Source organism: Dolichospermum heterosporum TAC447 (genome assembly GCF_024584745.1).
Classification (GTDB): Bacteria; Cyanobacteriota; Cyanobacteriia; order Cyanobacteriales; family Nostocaceae; genus Dolichospermum; species Dolichospermum heterosporum.
This window is the reverse complement of the sequence record NZ_CP099464.1, coordinates 828,541-845,312: the sequence shown is the minus strand read 5'-3', so window position 1 is coordinate 845,312 and position 16,772 is coordinate 828,541. Positions and strand designations below refer to the sequence as shown.

General features: G+C 36.3%; 20 protein-coding genes. 7 read left to right on the top strand and 13 right to left on the bottom strand.

All coding sequences use genetic code 11. The annotated features are described in order from the left end of the window. Positions 1–69: 69 nt before the first annotated feature. Complete coding sequence (locus tag NG743_RS03770) at positions 70–390, bottom strand: DUF5615 family PIN-like protein (protein WP_193963503.1); 321 nt, start codon at positions 388–390, stop codon at positions 70–72. Between the two features lie 2 nt (positions 391–392). Continuing rightward, on the bottom strand, positions 393–608 hold the full coding sequence (locus NG743_RS03765; protein ID WP_027404792.1) for a DUF433 domain-containing protein: 216 nt from the start codon (positions 606–608) through the stop codon (positions 393–395). Positions 609–1,030: 422 nt separating this feature from the next. On the opposite strand from NG743_RS03765, the gene NG743_RS03760 reads away from it, so the two are divergent. Continuing rightward, positions 1,031–1,357: a DUF29 domain-containing protein gene (locus tag NG743_RS03760; RefSeq protein WP_257121542.1), complete on the top strand. Its 327-nt coding sequence runs from the start codon at positions 1,031–1,033 to the stop codon at positions 1,355–1,357. Here the strand turns inward: NG743_RS03760 and NG743_RS03755 are convergent. Further along, positions 1,296–2,771, bottom strand: a complete 1,476-nt coding sequence (locus NG743_RS03755; protein ID WP_257121318.1) for an RNA-guided endonuclease InsQ/TnpB family protein — start codon at positions 2,769–2,771, stop codon at positions 1,296–1,298. The two genes, NG743_RS03760 and NG743_RS03755, sit on opposite strands and share 62 nt — an antisense overlap. Before the next feature lie 131 nt (positions 2,772–2,902). Here NG743_RS03755 and NG743_RS03750 point away from each other — a divergent pair, with 131 nt between their 5' ends. The 4 genes from NG743_RS03750 (at position 2,903) to NG743_RS03735 (ending at position 7,417) form a co-directional block, all read left to right on the top strand. Beyond that, positions 2,903–3,025 carry a histone H1 gene (locus NG743_RS03750; protein WP_027400631.1) on the top strand — a complete coding sequence of 41 codons (123 nt, stop codon included), beginning with the start codon at positions 2,903–2,905 and terminating at the stop codon, positions 3,023–3,025. Between the two features lie 42 nt (positions 3,026–3,067). Further along, positions 3,068–3,367: a DUF29 domain-containing protein gene (locus NG743_RS03745; protein ID WP_257121541.1), complete on the top strand. Its 300-nt coding sequence runs from the start codon at positions 3,068–3,070 to the stop codon at positions 3,365–3,367. A gap of 163 nt (positions 3,368–3,530) precedes the next feature. Then, a complete protein-coding gene (locus tag NG743_RS03740; RefSeq protein ID WP_257121540.1) occupies positions 3,531–6,221 on the top strand; it encodes a tetratricopeptide repeat protein in 2,691 nt (896 codons plus the stop codon). Between the two features lie 98 nt (positions 6,222–6,319). Beyond that, positions 6,320–7,417 (top strand): RNA-binding domain-containing protein, encoded by a 1,098-nt coding sequence (locus tag NG743_RS03735; RefSeq protein WP_257121539.1) that lies wholly within the window; start codon positions 6,320–6,322, stop codon positions 7,415–7,417. A 617-nt stretch (positions 7,418–8,034) separates the two neighbouring features. On the opposite strand, the gene NG743_RS03730 is transcribed toward NG743_RS03735, so the two are convergent. Beyond that, on the bottom strand, positions 8,035–9,630 hold the full coding sequence (locus NG743_RS03730) for an IS1634 family transposase (protein WP_257122116.1): 1,596 nt from the start codon (positions 9,628–9,630) through the stop codon (positions 8,035–8,037). Between the two features lie 411 nt (positions 9,631–10,041). Here NG743_RS03730 and NG743_RS03725 point away from each other — a divergent pair, with 411 nt between their 5' ends. Both NG743_RS03725 and NG743_RS03720 read left to right on the top strand, forming a co-directional pair. Beyond that, positions 10,042–10,329: a type II toxin-antitoxin system HigB family toxin gene (locus NG743_RS03725; protein WP_027404798.1), complete on the top strand. Its 288-nt coding sequence runs from the start codon at positions 10,042–10,044 to the stop codon at positions 10,327–10,329. Further along, the gene (locus NG743_RS03720) at positions 10,317–10,727 is read left to right on the top strand and encodes a helix-turn-helix domain-containing protein (protein WP_257121538.1); all 411 of its coding nucleotides are present in this window, start codon (positions 10,317–10,319) and stop codon (positions 10,725–10,727) included. The genes NG743_RS03725 and NG743_RS03720 overlap by 13 nt, the downstream gene beginning before the upstream one ends. Positions 10,728–10,775: 48 nt before the next feature. Here NG743_RS03720 and NG743_RS03715 read toward each other — a convergent pair whose 3' ends face one another. From NG743_RS03715 to psbA, 9 genes are all read right to left on the bottom strand, one after another. Continuing rightward, positions 10,776–11,051: a hypothetical protein gene (locus NG743_RS03715; protein WP_039202187.1), complete on the bottom strand. Its 276-nt coding sequence runs from the start codon at positions 11,049–11,051 to the stop codon at positions 10,776–10,778. Next, a complete protein-coding gene (locus NG743_RS03710; RefSeq protein WP_257121537.1) occupies positions 11,029–11,172 on the bottom strand; it encodes a BrnT family toxin in 144 nt (47 codons plus the stop codon). Before NG743_RS03710 ends, NG743_RS03715 begins: the two co-directional genes overlap by 23 nt. Before the next feature lie 47 nt (positions 11,173–11,219). Further along, positions 11,220–11,438, bottom strand: coding sequence for a BrnT family toxin (locus NG743_RS03705; protein WP_257121536.1), 219 nt, complete (start codon positions 11,436–11,438; stop codon positions 11,220–11,222). Positions 11,439–11,561: 123 nt separating this feature from the next. Then, positions 11,562–11,975 carry a type II toxin-antitoxin system VapC family toxin gene (locus NG743_RS03700; protein ID WP_039202185.1) on the bottom strand — a complete coding sequence of 138 codons (414 nt, stop codon included), beginning with the start codon at positions 11,973–11,975 and terminating at the stop codon, positions 11,562–11,564. Further along, on the bottom strand, positions 11,972–12,229 hold the full coding sequence (locus NG743_RS03695) for a hypothetical protein (protein ID WP_168465924.1): 258 nt from the start codon (positions 12,227–12,229) through the stop codon (positions 11,972–11,974). The genes NG743_RS03700 and NG743_RS03695 overlap by 4 nt, the downstream gene beginning before the upstream one ends. A gap of 39 nt (positions 12,230–12,268) precedes the next feature. Then, positions 12,269–13,474 carry an aspartate aminotransferase gene (locus tag NG743_RS03690; RefSeq protein ID WP_193964074.1) on the bottom strand — a complete coding sequence of 402 codons (1,206 nt, stop codon included), beginning with the start codon at positions 13,472–13,474 and terminating at the stop codon, positions 12,269–12,271. Next, entirely contained in the window at positions 13,471–14,649 is a 1,179-nt protein-coding gene (locus NG743_RS03685; protein ID WP_193964076.1) for an iron-containing alcohol dehydrogenase family protein, read from the bottom strand. Before NG743_RS03685 ends, NG743_RS03690 begins: the two co-directional genes overlap by 4 nt. 303 nt (positions 14,650–14,952) lie before the next feature. Further along, positions 14,953–15,477, bottom strand: a complete 525-nt coding sequence (locus NG743_RS03680; protein ID WP_257121535.1) for a Ycf51 family protein — start codon at positions 15,475–15,477, stop codon at positions 14,953–14,955. 124 nt (positions 15,478–15,601) lie between these two features. Further along, positions 15,602–16,684: a photosystem II q(b) protein gene (gene psbA, locus NG743_RS03675; protein WP_027404089.1), complete on the bottom strand. Its 1,083-nt coding sequence runs from the start codon at positions 16,682–16,684 to the stop codon at positions 15,602–15,604. Between the last annotated feature and the right edge of the window lie 88 nt (positions 16,685–16,772).

The following is a 16,772-nucleotide window of genomic DNA, read 5'->3' as shown; positions in this document are numbered from 1 at the left end:
AATGAACTTGACTTTTTAATTGTCTGAATCAGGATGTCCAGGATTTGAGGATTTACAGGATGAGGATTTTTAGATGATAGAAATTTCTTGATAATCACCAAATTCAGTTGTATTGATAATAGAGCAAATTTTATCAAGTTGTGTCCTAATTTTTGGACATGAAGTCGACAGTAAAACCACAATTGCAATTTGGCGATCGCTCAAATTCTGTTGATAACGCAAATTCTGATCTGTTGTTATGAGTATTTGATATCCTTGAGATTCAGCAGCTTTTAATAAATCTCCATTTGATAAATTAGACCATCCTTCTTCATAAGCTGTTTTTACAGAATGGTCTGTTAAATATTTTCGTAGTGGCACAGGAGTTCCCTGATCAAAAAGAATTTTCATATCTAAGCAGCTAATTTTTCAAGCTCATAATTAAGTACAGCTTCAACTTGTGATCTTTGCACAGGTGGAAACCATTCCAAAAATTCATCTACTGTTGCACCATCACGTAAATTTTCAAATAATGCAGCAACGGGAACTCTTGTTCCTCGAAATACCCATGCACCACTTACTTTATCAGGTTGTCTTTCTATAGCATCTAAAGTTTCCCATCCCTTCATGACTGATTCCTCCTTGGTAAATGGAAAAGTTACACTTGGAATAATTATAAACTAGCAATTGTCTGAATCAGGATGTCCAGGATTTGAGGATTTTCAGGATGTAATTGTTAAGTATTCCCTCGGTAAATTAGATTAGATTCTAGTCGGTTTGAACCGACTTTGGCTTTGAGACAGGGAATTTATTCCCTGGATTTCAGGTGATGATTTTCAGGATGTAATTGTCTGAATCAGGATTAACAGGATTTGAGGATTAACAGGATTTGATTTATCACTATATGCTACACTCAGTGAATATGCTTGGAATAGGCAAAATGTTAAAAGAGTTTAAATTGTGTTGATTTTGCTAGTTTACAGGTTGATTGTCTAACATTACAAATGATTTCACTTAAAATGGAATTAGGACATTTACAGGATTTACAGCAATGACACGGACACCAATTGCAGTATCTTTGTATGAGCAAGACTATTTACTCTGGATTGAAGATATTGTCCACAAATTACGGAATAGAGATATAGAAGGACTAGATATTGATAATTTGATAGAGGAGATAGAGGACTTGGGTCGCTCAGATAAACGTGAACTTGAAAATCGGTTAGCAGAACTTTTAGAACATATTCTCAAGAGGAATTATGTGCATATCCCTGATTGTTATCTTGACACTCCCCGGTCTAAAGACACGGGGATTCTTAATCGAATAATTGCAAACACAACTGCTCGAATAATATCCGCTTTTCAGGTATTACCTTAGATGTACGGTTCCCCGCCTGATGCCGTTTGCCATTTCTGGCGGCATCGTTGCATAAAAGGGCGTTACTTTCTCCCAGTCCAGGAGTAGGCACTAACGATTGGTGCGTCGGCTTTTTACGTCTGTTGCTGACGAATTTCAAATTAGCTCTTCGTAAAATTGTCCGAGAAGCCTGAGTATCAGCATGGTCAATATGACCACAGTTTTCACAAATGAACTTTTCGCCATCTCTATTAGCTTTACTAATATGATGACAAGCCGAACATTCTTGAGAAGTAAATTTAGAATTAACGGATAATACTGGCTTACCAGACTTCAATGCCAGCCAAGCAATCTTAGAAAATAATTCGCCCCAACTGGCATCAGAAATAGAGCGATTTAATCCACGTTTTGCAGATTGACCATTAGCCATAAATCGTCCTTGCTGCCTTTTGGGTTTGCAGCGGGACTTCATAGCCTTAACATTTAGATCCTCTTGGACAATTGCCTCAGCGGTGTTAACAACTTTATTGGCTGCTTTCCATTGATGATCATTTCGCTTATCTGCAATTTTTTTATGTAGCTTGGCAACTATTTTCCCAGCTTTTTTGCGATTATTAGAACCCTTGATTTTGCGGTTAACTCGGCGCTGTCTGATTCTTAATTGACGGCGGACTTTTTTATTAGTTGCAAATTGAGGATTTTCAATAAACGAACCATCCGACAAAGAAATTAATTTATTAATTCCTACATCAATACCTACTGCTGATTTGACGGTTTCAATTTCTGTAACTTCAGGTAGGGATTCAGGTAACTCGAGTAATACACTCATGTACCAGCCGTCAGCTTCTTTAATCACTGTCACCGTTCTAATATCAGCATCTATTGGAATAGTACGACTATCAAAATAGCGCATAGTCCCCAGTCCAGGAAAGTAGGCATGGGAATAGCATCGGGGCTGATTAGATTCACGATTAACAGTTAATTTTACTTGTCCTGGCTTGAATTGAAATGTTTTAAAGTTGGCTGCTTTACGAAACGCAGGGAAACCCCTTTTGTGTTGAAAAAATCCGTTATAAGCAATATCTAATTTAGCTAAATTGCCTTGTAAAACATCTGAATTAATTCGGCTATACCATTCAGACTCAGAACGTAGTTCAGTTGTTCTCTTGCCTTGAATATCAGTCGCACTACCCCAGGTTAAACCATGCTTCTTACTATTTTTTGTTAACCCAGAGGACATTACACCATGCTTAACGACGGGGCAGGTCAAAGGGCAATAAGAGCCATATTCAATACGAGTATCTAAGTCTGAAAATGCACCATATTGGTAAATTACTGACTCGTCTGATTTCTGGTTATTAGTTTCAAATCCGCGCTGACGTTCTGCCAAACAATAATTTCTGTGTTTCCGTAAAGTAACAAGCCACTCAGACATTAAGGCTTGTTGCCCAATATTCGGTTGTAGCTTGAATCTCCAGCGTATTTGCACAGGTTTATTTTGTTGATGTGATTGACGATATAACTATTATATGGCAGTATTACAGTAATGTCAACCCAATATTGTATATGAAGAAAAAACCTCTAGCGGTGTACCTAGATGAAACTGAAAGAAAGAAACTTGAGGATATCGCCCAAGGTTGGGGAATGAGTCTTTCGTCAGCCTTAAAAAGATTAGTTAGAGAGAAATAAAATGTTGAAAAGATTTAATGACCCGCATCATGATCGAGAATATTGGAAGCGGTTAAAACCGCACGGGTAGGCTTTCCCCCGCGCTCTAAAGAGACGCGGCTCCCAGCCTTCCCGCGATCCCCTGGTGGGTGGGTAGAATCAATCATTAAACAAAGGATTGGAATCAGAAAGTTACTCAAAAATTCACCTAGTCTCAAGCCTTATTTTAGCCAAGTATTTGATGAAGCTTATGCAGATGCTTTGAAAATTGTCCGCAATGGTTATCCACAGTGTGAATTTCCTGATACGTGTCCGTTTAGTTGTGATATTGAAGCAATGTTAAATGTTGATTTTTGGGAATAATTGTCTGAATCAGGATATCCAGGATTTGAGGATTTACAGGATGTGATTGTCAAATGTTCCCTCAGTAAATTAAACTAGATCCTAGTCTGTTCTAACCGACTTCCGCTTTGAGACAGGGAATTTATTCCTTGGATTCCTTTAAATTTAAAAAATAAACCATGCCATGATGAATAGTGATGATATCCAATCTTTAATTAGCAAGGCTGACGATTTACTGAGGAATCGGGACAGTAAACAAGCTATTGTCATTATTCAACAAGTTTTAGAAATTGAACCAGATAATATTGAAGCTTTGAAAATTTATGCTCAGTCTCTAGTAAAACTTAATAAAGTAGAAGAAGCATTAACAATTTTTGAAAAAGCTCTGCAACTTGCACCAAATAATGTTAGTATTTTGAGAAATTATGGAAGTGCTTTATTGCAGGTTGCTTATTATGATCAATCATTAAATATTCTTGATAAGGCTTTACAGATTGAACCAAATAATGTAAAAGTATTAAGTACATATATTAAGGCTTTATTAAAAATAAAGTTTTATGACAAAATTTTTGTAATTTTTGAGCGATGTTTACAACTTGAAACTAATAACATAATAACCTTAAATAGCTATGGACAAGCATTAGCAGAATTTGGAAATTATGAAAAAGCGTTTGAGATTTTTGAGCAGTCTTTACGAATTGAACATAATAATACAATAACTTTAAGTAACTATGGAAAAGCATTAGCAGAATTTGGAAATTATGAAAAAGCGTTTGAGGTTTTTGAGCATTCTTTAAAAATCAAGCCTAATGATTTAATAGCATTGAATAGCTATGGAAAAGCATTAGCAGAATTTGGAAATTATGAAAAAGCGTTTGAGGTTTTTGAGCGTTCTTTAAAAATCAAGCCCAATGATTTAATAGCATTGAATAGCTATGGAAAAGCATTAGCAGAATCAGGAAATTATGAAAAAGCGTTTGAGATTTTTGACCAGTCTTTACAAATTGAACCTAATAATATAATAACTTTAACTAGCTATGGAAAAGCGTTAGCAGATACCAGAAATCATGAAAAAGCTTGTGAGATTCTTGAACGATTTTTACAAATTAAACCTAACAATCTAACAACCTTAATTAACTATGGTCAAGCATTGACAAAATCGGGGAATCATGAAAAAGCTTGTGAGATTTTTGAACGATTTTTACAAATTGAACCTAACAATATAATAACCTTGACTAACTATGGTCAAGCATTGACAAAATCGGGGAATTATGAAAAAGCTTATGAGATTTTTGAGCAGTCTTTACAACTTCAACCTAATGATATAAAAACTTTAACTAGCTATGGTCAAACATTGACAGAATCGGGGAATTATGAAAAAGCTTGTGAGATTTTTGAGCAATCTTTACAACTTCAATCTGATGATATTATTACTATAGATCGATATTGTAATACTCTAACTAAATATGGAAAAGTATTATTAGATGCTAAAGAATTTAAAAAAGCTTGTGAAATTTTTGGCCGATTTTTACAAATAAAATCTAATAATTATATATCTTTTATATACGCTAGATGTCTAGAACAGTTGGGTAAATACACAGATGCCATATCTCAACTTCAAACGATAGATTATGATAGCCTACAGCAATATCATGTAAATGTTATTCATATCAGCTTAGGAAGACTTTACTATGGTATTAAATTGCAAGAACAGGGAAATAAATATTTTAACTTAGCAATTGCTAACTCAGATGATATAGAAAAATCATTATTATCTAGTGCTAGAAGTATCTTCGCTCATAATCCTTATAATGAAACTGCTGTTAAGATGTTACAACAAATTGCTGAGGAATCACCACGCTATTCTCAAGCACTGGAGATGTTGACGCTTAATTTAAGTGAAGAAGAATATTTTAAAATGGTCAAATCTGATTACCAAAGTGGTGTGAATGACACCGAAATACTAAATCGAGCGATTTATCATAAAATTGCTAATGAAATTAGCATTCTCAAAGGGATTGCTTACCGGATTTTGCGTTTTTCTCAAACAGAATATCCCCTGCTTACAGGTATTATTAATGATATTGAGGATGTACTTGAAGAAGTTAACCGTCGTCGAGGATTAGAAAAATCCCAAATTGCCACTATTTCTAATGATCAATATGAGCAAATTCTAGCAATTATTTCCAAAACTGCTCATGATATTTCTGATTTTGTTAATAATCAGTTAGCAATTATTGAGTCTAAAACTAGACGTGCTATGAGAAAACTTGCTGTTGATGATCCTCACTACAAGCAATTTGAGAAACTATTAACACAACTAGAATTTACTCAAATTGCTCTTAATGATCTCAAGGCCATTAATGAAGGTATCAAAATTAAAAATCATCATTTTAAAATCAAAAAACTATTTGAAAAATGGGAAGCTAACCCTCATATTGATAATGCTTCTATTACTCTGGATGTTGAAAATGGTGATTCAGAGTTTAATGGTGATGAAGAAAAGATCAAAAGTATTTTAAATGAATTAGTAGAAAATTCTCTCAAACACAATGATAAAAAACTAGATTTAAACATCTCCATATCCACACAGGATATTATCAATCCTCCGGGAATTCGTGGTGCTACTATTCCAGGTGAGCAAAAATATCTATTAATTGAGTTTAATGATAATGGTCAAGGAATTCCCCCAGATAAAAAAGATTGGATATTTCAACCTCTAAAAACTACAGCTAATGAAGGTTATGGTAGTGGGTTGGGACTATTTATCATCCGCAAAACATTAACACAGATGAACGGATATATCCAAGAAACTGGATGTAAAGGAGCTAAATTTAAAATCTATATTCCTTATACAAAAAGCGAAAATAGTTAATTTTGTTAAATTTGATATAAGTCACACTATCAGGCTATACTAGGAATATAGTATAATTTACTTTGTGTCGTTTTTAAATCTCTGAAAGTTATAGAATTATGCAGACTGAAAATATTCATTTGCTATTGGTGGAAGATAATTCTGGCTACCTCACTCAACTTATAGAGTGGTTAAATGATTATGGTTATCGTCAGATTCAGACTGCTTCTAGTGTAGTTGAAGCAACGGAAAAGTTATGTGATCCTTTTGATGTCATAATTGCTGATATGCGAATGGAGCAAGATAACAGTGGATTTGTGATTTTGGAAGAGGTAAAAGCACGTAATCTTTCATCAGTGGTGATTATCCTCACTGCTAATGATAATGTGATAGATTGTCGGAATGCTTTTAAATTGCAAGCATGGGACTATATTTCTAAAACCATGCGGGGTAATGTTTTTGATGCTCTCCACGATTCTATCCAAGAAGCTATTACTTATTTTAATCGCTGGGGTAATGTCCACAATGAACAGTGGATAATTGAAAATCTGGAAATTTTAGAAAAAGACTATTGGGGTAAATATATTGCAGTCATTAATAAAACTGTAATTGAAACAGCAGATAATGAAGATACCCTCGACAAATTACTTGAGGAACGAAAATTAAGACGGTTTTTAACTACTATTAGAAAAATAGGTAATTTACAACCAATTGCTGAACTTATAAAATTACCGGAAAGTCCGAAACTAGAATACAAAAGCACTTTGCAATGGGATGTTAGACAAAATCGTAAAAATGAGGATTTAAAATTTAGTGTCCTTAAAACTATTGCTGCTTTTCTCAATTCTGAAGGAGGAACTTTAATTATTGGAGTTGAAGATGATGGTAATATTTTTGGATTAGAGCAAGATTTAGCTATTCTTTCTAAACGTTCTTTAGATCAATTTGAGCAGACAATTGTACACCTGATTTGTACGTACATTAGTGCTAATTTTATGTCATTAGTTACAATTCGATTTGAGACAATAGATAGTAAAATAGTTTGTGCAGTTGATGTCAGAAAGTCAGATGAAATCGTGTTAATGAAAGGTAAAGATAAAAAATTAGAACTAGAACTCTACATTCGCGCTGGTAACACTTCTAAGCCTCTTATTGATACTCCAGAAATAGTAGAGTTTTGTTTAAAACGGAGTAAACCGTCAGGAGAAAGTTATTAGACCAGGCTATAAACTCGATTCGTGGTATAGTAGAAATAGAATAAGCTAAGAGCGATCGCTCTTTAGAAACAACAGTACAAGTATTAGGTATAGGTTTTGGTGGTGGTGCGATAGTTTCTGGTGTAATCACCTCAAACATTGAAAAAATAAACCATCCTATTGCTTTTATCTCTCCACAAAATCCACCCCATCCTTTTTACGCATCTTTGATTTTAAGTATTATTGCCACATTAGGATTTATCATTCTGGGTGTGTTGATTACAAAACGCAAATAGTGTTTAAACCCACATTCCGCACCCCAACTGTCACAGGAGTGGAATTACATAGGCAAGAAATAAAATTGAGAATAAAAAATAACATATTATCGAGAAAATACATTGGCAAAAAAGAAAAACACCAAAAATGGCATCAAAACCCATTGTCAATAAGGAGCAACAAGAATGAACACCACCCAGAGGGAGAAAAAGATAAATAAATGAAGATATTCAAGATACAGATTATAAGTTAGACTAATAAATTGAAGTAAAAAACGAAATTATAGACATAGTAAAATAGAGCAATAAATCAAACAGATTAGCTCCTAAATCTGATATTAATTAAATTAATGGAGAGAAGAATTAAGTGGCTAATTGATAGTAATGAAAACAATCATCTGGTAAAAGATTCAGAATAAAATCCCTATCTTGAGTCCAATTAGAGACGTGTTGTTCGTTGTTATATTCAACTAAATGAATACACTGAAAGCATTGAAAAATCCAGCGTAAAGTAGGACGGTCAGTTGCTTTACCTAATTGATTTTTAATTGTTGATTTAGAATCTTTCAGAGCATTTCTAATTTGACGTTGAGCCAAAGTATAAACCAGTAGACATAAACCCATAATCATTCCCAGAGACTCTATTCTCTCAGGACTTTTGAGAAAAATACTGTCTGCAAAAAATAATGGGTCTTTAAGAAAACCGAACCCCCGCTCACAAGACTGTTGAGCTTTATATTCACTCAGCATGGAATCATTGCTAAGTTCATTTGAATCTAAAACATTCGTAGCAATAATAAAACGTCCTGCACTCAGCAATTCTGTATTAATTTTACTTTCATTTTCGGAAACTGTAGCTGATATTTGGTAAGATATTTCTTCTGAAGAATCTTTTGTCTTAAATTTGATTTGAGTAACCAAAATTTCGTTAATTTGATGATATTTGAATTGTTTTGATAATTTTGATAATGCCTTGATAGCATCAGCCTCACAAGCAAATCTCTCTTGTGATAACTTTTTCAAATCTTTCACAGCTTTTGATTCTGCTTTGGTAATTTTTTGTCTGAGCTTACGCAGGTCTGATTCTCTTCTTTCTTGACTTTGCACTACTAACCATCTTTGTTCTATCCCTGCATAATTTTCGGTTTTTGATGCTAATTTATATCCTGGTATTGTACTATCAATAAATTCTGATTCTGGTAATGTTGATATTAATGATTTTGCTGCTTTTATGCTTAATGGTACTCGACATAACCAACGTAATTCTGACATCATTTTCAGGTTTGATTCTGTATATAAAGCAGCGTCAGCAACGATGAGACTATTAACTTCTAATTGTTTTTGATATTCTACTGCTATTTGACCAAAGCATGATGAATCTGTTTGGTTTCCTGATGCTAGTTTTAAAAATATTGGTATGTCTCCATCTCCTGAACATATCATTTCTATGATGAATTGTTTTAAATCTGGTCTATGGTCACGGGAATAACCGTAGGTGATGGTTATCTCTTTTGGTGATTTTACTGCTAATTCTTCTAATTCTTGGTTATTTCCTACTTTTTGATTCTCAAATATTACTTCTGGTAAACTTGTATTATATTGCCCATGCACGTGTATTGATGATGAGTCTAAATGCGAGGTTGACAGTGATACTCCAAATTTTTGTGCTGCTTTTAAGGCTATGATAAAAAATAGTGTATCCAATCCTTTGATAAATAGTTTATCCATAACTCTCCCCAGTTTATCGTCGTTGAGATATTCTGGTTTTACTCCTGCTCCTATTAGATGTTCACAGGCGATTGTTTCAAAATATTGGGGAAACATATATAAGGGTTTCGATACAAATCCTAACCCGTTTATTATCATGGCTTTTACTACTTGACCTGCACTTACTTTCTCGTCTTTTTCAACTCCTATTAATTCATTTATTATTTCTACTATTCCGATTGAATCTATCATCCCTGCTACTATCCCTAGATGATCTATGTTTTGAATTTCTATTTCTTGGGGTTTTAATTTCACAACAGATTCCTCTACTTGTTCTATTGTGATTCTCTCATTTCTTGCTTTTGTGAACAATTAATTTTTTAATCATATCGAATTTTCTCTTTCTTTCAGTCCCGTTACGAAGTTCCACTTTCTCACTCCATGCCCAGCTTAATGCTACTTACTATCATTAAGCCTCTTACCCTTCGAATGATTTTTAGTTATTATGTACTACTCGCTAGGCTTTTTTGATATGTGACAGTTCAGGGTGCGGAATGTGGGTTTAAATATATGCTGGTAATTCACCAAGTGTCGCTAGAATAATTGTAAAAGCTACGATCATATAATAATCAAATTTGCTATAATAGCTTTATAAATCCAGTAATGCACATTATTTCTCGTAAAGTCCTGCGTCAATTTTGGGAAAAATATCCTGATAGTGAAACTGCGTTAAGTCGTTGGTTGAAACTTATTAATTCCAGCACTTTTGAAAACTTTGATGAATTACATTCTGTTTTTCCTAGTGCTGATATCGTAGGTGATTTAATAGTGTTTAATATTGGGGGTAATAAATATCGCTTGATTACTTCTATTCACTTTAATCGCCAAAAAGTTTACATTCGTTATATCTTAACTCATTCAGAATACGACAAAAATCTATGGAAAAACTAACCACTCTTCCCCCAGATATTAATACCCACTGGAATGCTATTTCTCCTTTACTAACAATTCGTAATGAAAAAGAATATGAACAAGCAATTTCAAGATTAAATGATTTACTTGATGAAATTGGTACTAATGAAGAACATCCTCTTTATCATTTATTGGATACCTTGGGAACGATAATTGAGGCTTATGAAATAGAACATTACCCTATTCCTAATTGTCACGGAAATGATGTATTAGCGTATTTAATGGAAGAACACAAACTGACTTTATCAGATTTACCTGAAATTGGTTCATCCGAAACCATAAAAGTTATCTTAAACAAAGAAAAAGCATTAACTTTAAATCAAATTCAACAATTAGCAGAACGGTTTCAGGTAAACATTAAAGTCTTTTTAACTTAGTATCCAAGCTATCAGTAATAAATAGATTGAAATTGGTGTAGCTATTTACTATTTTTGAGGAATTAATTTAATTAAACTCCTTAAAGTAGAATTAACAGATTCTGAATTAGGAAAATATTGTTTCACATCAGGATCAAGGATAATTATATCATTTTGTTTAGGGAAATGTTCTACTGTTGTTGTCCCATCTTCATGATGAATAGTAACACTATATCCTTCTTGATATCGTTGAGAATATTTACCCCGAATAGGGTTTTTTAGTTGACTTAAATCATATTCTTCTTTTAAGTCATCTTCTAATTCATATTGTATTTTCTCGTTCATAATATCTCCTTTCTTTAGGTGTAACTAATCTTGCACTAATTAAACGGATTTTATCATCACGATCTGTATGAGAAACAAACAAATATCTACCTTGATTGGATAATCCTAAGTAGGTGAACACAATAAAACCAATCTATGTAAAGAAAAGTAAAATAGCCCAAACCCTCTTCACTCTTGCATGAGTGCCTCTTGCCTTGCCATAAGGACGATTTTCAATGCTAACCTACTTATTATAATATAGCGATTCTCTCCTAATGAATGTTCAGGATCGTCAAAGTTGATAGATAAAGGATCATTAAATATTGAAGCTGCTTCCTCAAAAGAAACACCATGTTTTTTCTGATTTAATTTACCTTTATCTTCATCCCATTCAAATTTTAGTTCCAACTCAATTTTGACCTCTTATAGAGAATAATGGACTAATTAAGGCATGATTACGCAGAAACAGAAACTTCCGATTGATAGCGAATACCCGCTTCCTTGAATCTTTGTAAAGCTTCACCCAAGCGATTATGGTTGAATGACAAAAATCTCTTCATTACGGTTTTTACGATAAATGTTAAAATCGCTATCTAGAGTCATAATTGCACTATTAGGTATTTGTTCAGACATTCTTACCAAACAAGCATCAGCAAAGGACATTGGTACAGATTCATAACGATTCATTAAATGTCTGATATTACTTGCTTCTCCTTGCAAATCGAAAGAGATCGTGATTACATTACCTTCAATTAATTCAATAATTCCCTGTTGAATATGAGGCAAATCACGAAACAGAAAACAAGCTTCTGAAATCACAGCATCACAGGTAAATACAGGTAAATCAACCTGTCTCCATTGAGTTACAGCCCATTGATGAAAGCGATCAGATTTCCTGAAATAAGCAACCAAAACACCAGTATCAAGAATTATCTGCTGATTCATTTCTGCCCATATTCTTCCATGTATTTCTTATTAAAAGAAAGATCGTCTACCCCACCTTCAATAACTCCTTCCCATTTTCTCAATAGATCATGAGGAGAAGCTTCAGGCTTTTTGACATTTGAGTTTTCAGAATCTTGATTAACTTGATGATTACCCAATTCAAATGCCAGAAACTCAATAAAACGGAGAACTTGCTGCTGTTGATCTATGGGTAACTGCTGCATGGTAGTTACTACTTTTTCCAGAATCGTCATAACCTTAATTCTTTTGAGATTGTGTATTCACCTTAATTATCACGCAGAAACAGAAACTTGCGACTGATAGCAAATACCCGCTTCCTTGAATCTTTGTAAAGCTTCACCCAAGCGATCGCAATCTGCAATTAAACTAATTCTCACATAGCCTTCACCACCCACACCAAAGGCATTACCAGGAGTCAAAACCACCCCAGTTTGCTGTAAAACATTCAAAGCAAAATCTGTAGAATTCATTCCCACCGGACATTTTATCCACAAATACATAGTTGCTTCCGTTTTGGGAATATTCCACCCCAATTTACCCAAACCATCAATTAAAAAGTCTCGCCGAGTGCGGTAACGTTGTTGAACTTCATGTAAATAAGAATCCGGGAGACTAAGGGCAGTTTCCGCTGCTGTTTGCAAAGCCGAAAAAATGCCATAATCTAAATTGGTTTTGAGTGTCCGCAAACCTTGGATTACGTGACGATTTCCCACGACAAAACCAACGCGCCAACCTGCCATATTATAGGTTTTAGATAAAGTGTGAAACTCTACACCTATATCCTTGGCACCAGGAATTTCTAACAAGCTAGTGGGTTGATAACCATCAAAAGCTAATTCTGCATAACATAAATCATGGACTAAAAGGATTTCATACTTCCGTGCAAAAGCCACAATTTCCTCAAAGAACTCGCGGGGGGCGGTGGCTGCGGTAGGATTACTAGGATAATTGAAATAGAGAATTTTAGCCTTTCTAGCCACTTCCTCAGGAATAGCCGCTAAATCAATTAACCAGTTATTTTCTTCCTTGAGAATTAAATTATGGATAACTCCCCCAGCAATAATCGGTCCACGAAAATGCACAGGGTAAGATGGTGAAGGTACTAATACAGTATCACCAGGATTAATGTAGGCGATCGCTAAATGTCCCAAACCTTCCTTAGAACCAAGTAAAGGTAAAGCCTCACTATCAGGATCAAGCGTCACACCATAACGGCGATTATACCATTGAGTAATCGCCTTACGGAAACTTGCAGTCCCTTCAAATGGGGGATAACCGTGATTAGCGGGATTTTGCAAAGCTGCCATAGCCGCTTCTATCACAGGTTGGGGAGTAGGTCCATCAGGATTCCCCATACCCAAATCAATTAAATCTAGCCCTTGTTCTCTAGCCTTAGCCTTTAATTCATCCAAACGAGCAAATACATAAGGCGGCAATTTTTGTATCCGTTCTGCGGGAGACATCCAACTCAAACTCATTCCTTCACCTCGTCACTTATTCCCCTGGTGGAAACACGATTAACATCTATTGGTGCAGTGGTAGAGACCATTGCAGCCATCAATTGTTCCAACGCTACATTAAATGGTAAACGGTGGATATCCGAATTAGGTTCTAAACTAATTTCTGCTGCTGTTTGTAACTCACCCAGAGTGATATTACTTAGTCCCAAATCTGCTAATTTTTGGGGTAGTCCAATCTCTGCATAGAACTTCAACAATTGTTGTCTTGCTGACGCTGCTAATTGATTTCCTTGGATCATTTCTTCTAACCGCAATTGTACCAGGATACCATAAGCGACCTTTTCCCCGTGAATGCTCCCATGTCCAGAAATATGAGTTAAGCCATTATGAACTGCATGGGCAGCGACTGTGCGACATTGCGCCCCACCGAGTCCCCCAATTACTCCAGCGAGAAGTACAGTTGCGTCTACAACTTCTTGCCAAATTTTGCTACCGGGGGACTGTAGGGCTGCGGCGGACTTTTGTAATAAAATATCTCGTAAAACTCGCGCTTGTTGGACTGCGGCAATAATTAAAGTTTGTTGTAAATGTCCACTACTCACTGAGGCTTCATACCATTTAGCGATCGCATCCCCAATTCCTGCTATTAATGTTCTTTGAGGTGCAGTCTGAACCAAATTATAATCCAAAATCAGCAAATCAGGACAGCGAGATAAAGCCACATCATATAAAAACGCCCCCGTTTCTGAATAGACATTAGAAAGGGCAGTCCAAGCCGCACAGGTAGACCCAGAAGTGGGAATTGTCACAACTGGTAATGTCAATTGGTGGGCGACTAATTTAGCCGTATCTAGGGCTTTACCACCACCAATCCCGATAATCATATCAGCCTTATGTTCCTTGGCGGCTTTGCGTAAAGCCTTCAAACTAGCTTCACAACAATCAGCACCATAGGAAACTGACAAAGGATGTAATTCTGGAGATTGGAAAAGAGGTTGTAAACTCTCTTGACTCAGATTAAGAGTTTGCTTGCCGGCAATAATTAACGGACGACTCCCCAAATTAGCGACTTCACCCGCAACGGTTGATAAAACCCCCGCACCGCGAATTACTTTCCCAGGGGAAACAGAAAGGCTGAAAAATGAACTAGTGGTTTGAGTGGACAAAGTTTCAGTAGAATGTTGATTAGGCATGATCGTTATTTTGCCAAAACTATTGATATTTCTTAATCAATACCTTGTCCAAATTAGAAAAAGCCTTGATTTGTAGGTTGGGTTGTGGAACGTGAACGTATCCCTGCGGGACACTGCGTGAACGCGGAGCAATTAGCATGAAACCCAACTTACAGAAAATGGACAAGGTATTGTTAATCAAATTTTAAAATAATATTTATTGTATGATGGATGACCAAAAAATGTGCAAATAGAAAATCAGGATGTAGGGGCGCAGGGCCTGCGCCCTGTCAGATTTTCCTATTCCCTCTTAACTATCGTCACCTATGAAGCTGTAGGTTGTGGTAAGGAAGCAAACTTGTCTAAATAAACTTCTACCGCCATTTCTGGGTCTTCACGACTGACCAAAGTGCGATTTACTTGACCCAAGTACAGCGGTACAGATAACCCTATTTCTGGGTGGATAATAGTGCGAGCGCGGACTATCATTTCTTTACTACCACCAGTACCTAAGCGACCATAGGAATAAAGGTTACTAGCTGCTTGACGTAAAGTGGCTTCTAATTCTGTGGGCGTGATTTGTGGTCTGATTGCAATTACTGTTTGGTTAGAACCATTGTCATAAACTAGGGTGTACTTGACAGCACCAGGAATAATTGTGCGACTCAGGGGAACAAGGGAAAGTGAAAATAACCCCCCTGTCAGTACCAGCATAAAGCCAGTTGCACCCACCAATCGAAAGCGAAAGCCCCATTTGAGTATGAAAGCCAAGATTGTCAGGACTGCAAATACTATTGTCGCAATACCTGACCATTGGGTATATTGGAGAAAATTAGCGGTACTAGGCATAAGGTTTTAATTACGGACAATTACCATCTTACCTATGAGCAACACCAGATTTTTATGCAAAGCAAAACGCCCCCCATTTCTGGAGGGCGATTGTTTAATTAAGCTATTAACAAAGCTCTAATTATTAACCGTTGATTGCAGGAGCGCTTAAAGCAACAGGAGCAACATCAGCAGCAGCCAAGTCTAGGGGGAAGTTGTGAGCGTTGCGCTCGTGCATTACTTCCATACCTAAGTTAGCGCGGTTGATTACGTCAGCCCAAGTAGCGACTACGCGACCTTGAGAATCCATGATGGATTGGTTGAAGTTGAAACCGTTCAAGTTGAACGCCATGGTGCTGATACCCAAAGCTGTGAACCAAATACCAATTACAGGCCATGCAGCTAGTAAGAAGTGTAGTTGACGGCTGTTGTTGAAGGAAGCGTATTGGAAAATCAAGCGACCAAAGTAACCGTGAGCAGCTACGATGTTATAGGTCTCTTCTTCTTGACCGAATTTGTAACCGTAGTTTTGTGATTCGTTTTCGGTTGTTTCTTTAACTAAGGAAGAAGTAACCAAAGAACCGTGCATTGCGGAGAACAAAGAACCGCCGAAGACACCAGCTACACCTAGCATATGGAAGGGGTGCATCAAGATGTTGTGTTCAGCTTGGAACACGATCATGAAGTTGAATGTTCCAGAGATACCTAAAGGCATACCGTCAGAGAATGAACCTTGACCGATTGGGTAGATCAAGAATACTGCGGTTGCTGCTGCTACAGGTGCAGAGAAGGCTAGGCAAATCCAAGGACGCATACCTAAGCGGTAAGAAAGTTCCCATTCACGACCGAGGTAGCAGAATACGCCGATCAAAAAGTGGAATACTACCAACTGGTAAGGACCGCCGTTATACAACCACTCGTCTAAGGAAGCAGCTTCCCAAATTGGGTAGAAGTGTAAACCGATAGCGTTGGAGGAAGGAACTACTGCGCCGGAAATGATGTTGTTTCCGTAGAGTAAAGAACCTGCAACTGGTTCGCGGATACCGTCAATGTCAACTGGAGGAGCGGCGATGAATGCAATTACGAAGCAAGCGATCGCAGATAGGAGGGTGGGGATCATGATTACGCCGAACCAGCCGATGTATAAACGGTTGTCGGTGCTTGTGATCCACTCACAGAAGCGGCTCCATACGTTAGCACTTTCGCGCTGTTGTAAGGTGGTTGTCATGTGTTTATAATTGCGTTTGAGTTATGTATGTTTTGGTAGGTGTTTCTACCTTATGTCTTTATATTAAGCCCTATATTTCGATTTGTAA